This window comes from Xenorhabdus aichiensis, assembly GCF_028598775.1.
Classification (GTDB): Bacteria; Pseudomonadota; Gammaproteobacteria; order Enterobacterales; family Enterobacteriaceae; genus Xenorhabdus; species Xenorhabdus bovienii.
On the sequence record NZ_JAQRFO010000091.1, the window covers coordinates 1 to 3,921 of the forward strand.

Here is a 3,921-nt window from a genome sequence, read left to right on the forward strand (position 1 = left end):
TTGTGAGTATTAAAACACCTGAGCAGCAATCTTTATTATCAGTTCATCGTGCCCGCACAGGGTTTGTCAAAGCCAGAACTGCACAGATCAACCAAATCAGAGGACTGCTGGCTGAATTCGGTATTGTTCTCCCGCAGGGTGCTGTTGCGGTAAGCCGGCATGTGCCAGAATTACTTGAAGATGCAGATAACGGTTTACCCATGCCATTCCGGCAGCTTCTGTCATCTCTCTATGAAAATATAAAGCAGTTGAGTGAACACATTGAAACTCTGGAAACTGCAATCAATGAACAATTCAGACAGGATGCGTTGTGTAAAAAAATAGCCGCAATCCCGGGTGTCGGAGTCCTTACCGCAACCGCGATTGTCAGTGCTGTCGGAGATGGTAAGGGCTTCAAAAATGGCCGTCAGCTTGCCGCCTGGCTTGGGTTGGTTCCGTTACAGCATTCCAGCGGAGGTAAAAATGTTCTGGGCAGGATAAGTAAACGGGGTGACTCTTATATCCGGACTCTTTTAATTCACGGAGCCCGTTCTGTCATACTCGCACGGAGACACAAACTCTTGCCCGGAAGCTGGCTGAGCAGGCTTCTCGCCCGACGAAGTAAAAATCCGCCTTCATAGAAGGCGGCTTTGATTTCGCCCCAGAGGGGCGTTACTAGTTCAGACTCTGAGAGCCTTCACTTCACATCCCTTTTAACGATAATTGATTGTCTTCATGTTCATGTTTTTCCTGATACTTCACATACTTCCTTATCATTTCTTCATTTACACCTACGGTATCTACACAGTGCCCTCTCGACCAAAAGTGATTTCCCCATAACTTTTTCTTTCTTAAATAGGGAAATTTATTAAATAATCGAATGGCTGTTCGTCCTTTTAAATGCCCAAGCACCTGAGATACAGATAATTTCGGGGGTATTTTTACCAAAAGATGAACATGATCGAGTTGAACATTCAATTCTACAATTTCTATCTCGAGTTGTTCACATGAAATCCGTATCTGCTTATAGACCTCCCTTCCTACATTATTTTTCAGTATTCTAAATCGGTATTTGGGCGTCCAGACGATATGATATTGACAACACCAAAGTACATGCGATGCTTTCTTGAATCTACTCATGGTTAAATCCTTCTCTGTTATGGGGATAACAGTTCGGATTTTCCCATGAGTAGCCTTATTGGCAGAGCCCATCTGTTGCTGACCACCTCCGCAGGAGGTGGTATTCAGTTATGAATAAAAATGTGGCTGCCGTGGCACTGGCCAACAAAAATGCCAGAATGCTCTGGGTGTTACTGACAACAGATAAAGAGTTTTCACCTGAACAAACTGTGGGTGCGGTCTATATGTAAATAAACAGCACCTTTTAAATAAAATATCAACTTACTGATTACTAAGGGTAAACGTGAATTAAAGGCCAGACTGGTAAGACCGCGACTCAGTGAACCTGTATTTAACATGGCATAGCTTCGCTAATGCGTCATTATGATTAGGACTGAGTCTGCGAATTCCTTTAGGGACCACGGCATTAAGCCGACTCTGAGTCCGGATGTATGACTGCAATCTTACACGGCTGACTTTTTAACACGGGTACTTGGCAAACAGGAGCGACCATGTATGTTAAATTCGATATCGCAAAAGCTAAGGTGATTGATGGGCCGAAATTTATTGCGGATGGATGGCCCGGACTGAAAGGAACCGAATTTGAAAATGGGATAGATGCAACTACAGAATTCACAACAAATATTGTTTGCTTCTTCAAAGGCAGTGATTGTATCGATTACACTGTGAATTCACATACGATTAAACGGAACTCTATTTCAGCCAGATGGGGCATTACAGAGAAATACACAGAATTCAGCACCAATCTAGATGCGGCTGTACAGAGAATAAATTCTCGTATTGACCTCTTTAAAGGAGGTCATTATATCCGATTTAATCTGAAATCGAATGCTATTGATGCTGGACCTGCCCCTATTTCTAATTATACCGGAGGTCCCTTCAACAAAATCCAAGCAGCAGTATCCGTTGATATCGATTTATTAGGCAGTGACCGAGGAAATAATGGAGGCTGTAGCGGAACATGTGGTACCAATGACAATGGTAAATACTGTTTCCAGTTACCTCAAAGTATTCGATTTGGTCTGATAGCTTATACTAATACAACTACCCATCAACAAACAGGAAAAGTCTATATTGACGATTTTCTGGTAGATACATTCACCGGCAAAGGAACCTATACCAAAGCTTATACATCAGGTACAGGAAAAGTCTGTATAGAGATTATCGGGGATGGCAAACCCTGTAAACTTCGTTACTCCTATAATACCCTTGATGGAAAACCGGGAACAGTAACTATTGGTGCCGAAAATGATTCCAATAATAATTACAATGACAGCGTGGTGGTATTGAATTGGCCACTGGTAAATTAGTTTAAAATATCCAGTTAATTTCACCACAAAAAATCATTAATACATTAAAGCGGTATTATATGCCGCTTTTATAGGTTCTGTCGCATTAAGCGGTCATCAGGTAAGCTTCCCTGTTTTTGAGCGAGTCCAGAGTGATGTCCCTTATCCGAAAAGCGTTCAAACGTCTGCATTATCCTGTCGATATCATTGTCCAATGTGTTCGTTGGTACCTCGCTTATGCCTTGAGTCTGCGCAATCTCGAAGAGATGATGGCAGAGCGCGGCATTGAGGTCGACCCTGCCACGATACCTCGCTGGGTGTTACGTCTGGTGCCCCTGCTCGGCAAGGCTTTCCGACCTCGCAAAAAGCCCGTTGGCTCCCGGTGGCGAATGGATGAAACGGACATTAAAGTCAAAGGCCAGTGGAAATACCTTTACCGGGCGGTCGATACCGACGGTCAGACGATTGACTGCCTGCTGACCGCTCGCTGCGATGCAACGGCAGCCTGGCGTTTTTTCCGTAAAGCGATACGCCAGCACGGCAGACCCGCCGTCGTGACTATCGATAAAAGTGGGGCCAATACCGCCGTGCTCATCCTCCTCAATGCGGAAGGTGAGCCTCAGCAGGGGATTGAAATCCGGCAAAATAAATACCTGAATAACCGCATTGAGCAAGACCCTCGCCATGTCAAACGTCGGATACGGCCAATGTTAGGGTTTAAATCGTTTCGCCGGACCCAAACGATTTTAGCGGGAATAGAGCGCGTTTCGATGCGGCGTAAAGGGCAATACTTACAATCAGAAGATAAGACATTATCACCGACAGAGATATTTTATCGATTGACTGCATAAATAGTCATCATTCCCACCTCCGTACAAACTTTCTCTGTTAATGCGACAGAACCGATTTTAAAATGTTGAATATTATTTGGTTGGTTGTTTTATCTTTATTAGCCATTATTATCGTTAGTTATTACAAAAAGATAAAATATGGTTATTTTCTCTCGTAGTGGCGCTGTTTGGTATCGTAGAAAGAATTGTGGATATTATAGAATGAATAACAAAAGCATTGCCCTATGTATTATTAATATATTTTTAGGTGGTTTACTTTTGATTTTAATATTAGGTAAGCTGATCTTTCCTAAATAGTTTGTCATAATGATGAGACTCTGATACTTCTCATTTCTTTCCAAGTCGTTAACGAGGCCCTTTTCAAAAAAATTTTCACATTACGAATAAGCTGCCACATAAATTGGCAACAATGATTGCGTGTCACCGTTTCATGGAGTGATTGCCATAACCGTTCTATTTTATTTAACCAAGGCGAGTAGACCGGAAGAAATAGCAGCTTCACGGTGGGATTATTCGACAGCCATTCTCTGGCCTTCTTACTTTTATGGATACCGTAGTTATCTAAAATCACGCTCAGCGTTTCTGCATCACGATAGGTTCGTTTTAATACTTCTAACATACTGATAAATAAATCCGATTTTTTTCTCGTGCCCCCCGTAGAT

4 protein-coding genes and 2 pseudogenes are annotated in these 3,921 nt (G+C 42.7%); 4 read left to right on the forward strand and 2 right to left on the reverse strand.

What is annotated here, in order from left to right; genetic code table 11:
• A pseudogene (locus PSI22_RS20790) lies at positions 1-608 on the forward strand (IS110 family RNA-guided transposase); the annotation flags it as partial.
• 73 nt (positions 609-681) lie between these two features.
• On the opposite strand, the gene tnpA reads toward PSI22_RS20790, so the two are convergent.
• Positions 682-1,119 (reverse strand): IS200/IS605 family transposase, encoded by a 438-nt coding sequence (gene tnpA / locus PSI22_RS20795; RefSeq protein ID WP_273581394.1) that lies wholly within the window; start codon positions 1,117-1,119, stop codon positions 682-684.
• A 113-nt stretch (positions 1,120-1,232) separates the two neighbouring features.
• Between tnpA and PSI22_RS21655 the strand changes: the two are divergent.
• The 3 genes and pseudogenes from PSI22_RS21655 to PSI22_RS20810 form a co-directional block, all read left to right on the forward strand.
• A pseudogene (locus tag PSI22_RS21655) lies at positions 1,233-1,349 on the forward strand (IS110 family transposase); the annotation flags it as partial.
• Between the two features lie 261 nt (positions 1,350-1,610).
• Positions 1,611-2,429 carry a fucose-binding lectin II gene (locus tag PSI22_RS20805; protein WP_273581391.1) on the forward strand — a complete coding sequence of 273 codons (819 nt, stop codon included), beginning with the start codon at positions 1,611-1,613 and terminating at the stop codon, positions 2,427-2,429.
• Between the two features lie 134 nt (positions 2,430-2,563).
• The gene (locus PSI22_RS20810; RefSeq protein ID WP_273581392.1) at positions 2,564-3,259 is read left to right on the forward strand and encodes an IS6 family transposase; all 696 of its coding nucleotides are present in this window, start codon (positions 2,564-2,566) and stop codon (positions 3,257-3,259) included.
• 301 nt (positions 3,260-3,560) lie between these two features.
• Here the strand turns inward: PSI22_RS20810 and PSI22_RS20815 are convergent.
• Positions 3,561-3,921, reverse strand: a 361-nt coding sequence (locus PSI22_RS20815) for an IS630 family transposase (RefSeq protein WP_273581393.1), incomplete at its 5' end; no start/stop codon positions are given.

What these genes read in the sequence shown, in the direction of transcription:
- PSI22_RS20810 (WP_273581392.1), top strand. Translation starts at nt 2,564, where the DNA reads ATGTCCCTTATCCGAAAAGCGTTCAAACGTCTGCATTATCCTGTCGAT.
- tnpA (WP_273581394.1), bottom strand. Translation starts at nt 1,119, where the DNA reads ATGAGTAGATTCAAGAAAGCATCGCATGTACTTTGGTGTTGTCAATAT.
- PSI22_RS20805 (WP_273581391.1), top strand. Translation starts at nt 1,611, where the DNA reads ATGTATGTTAAATTCGATATCGCAAAAGCTAAGGTGATTGATGGGCCG.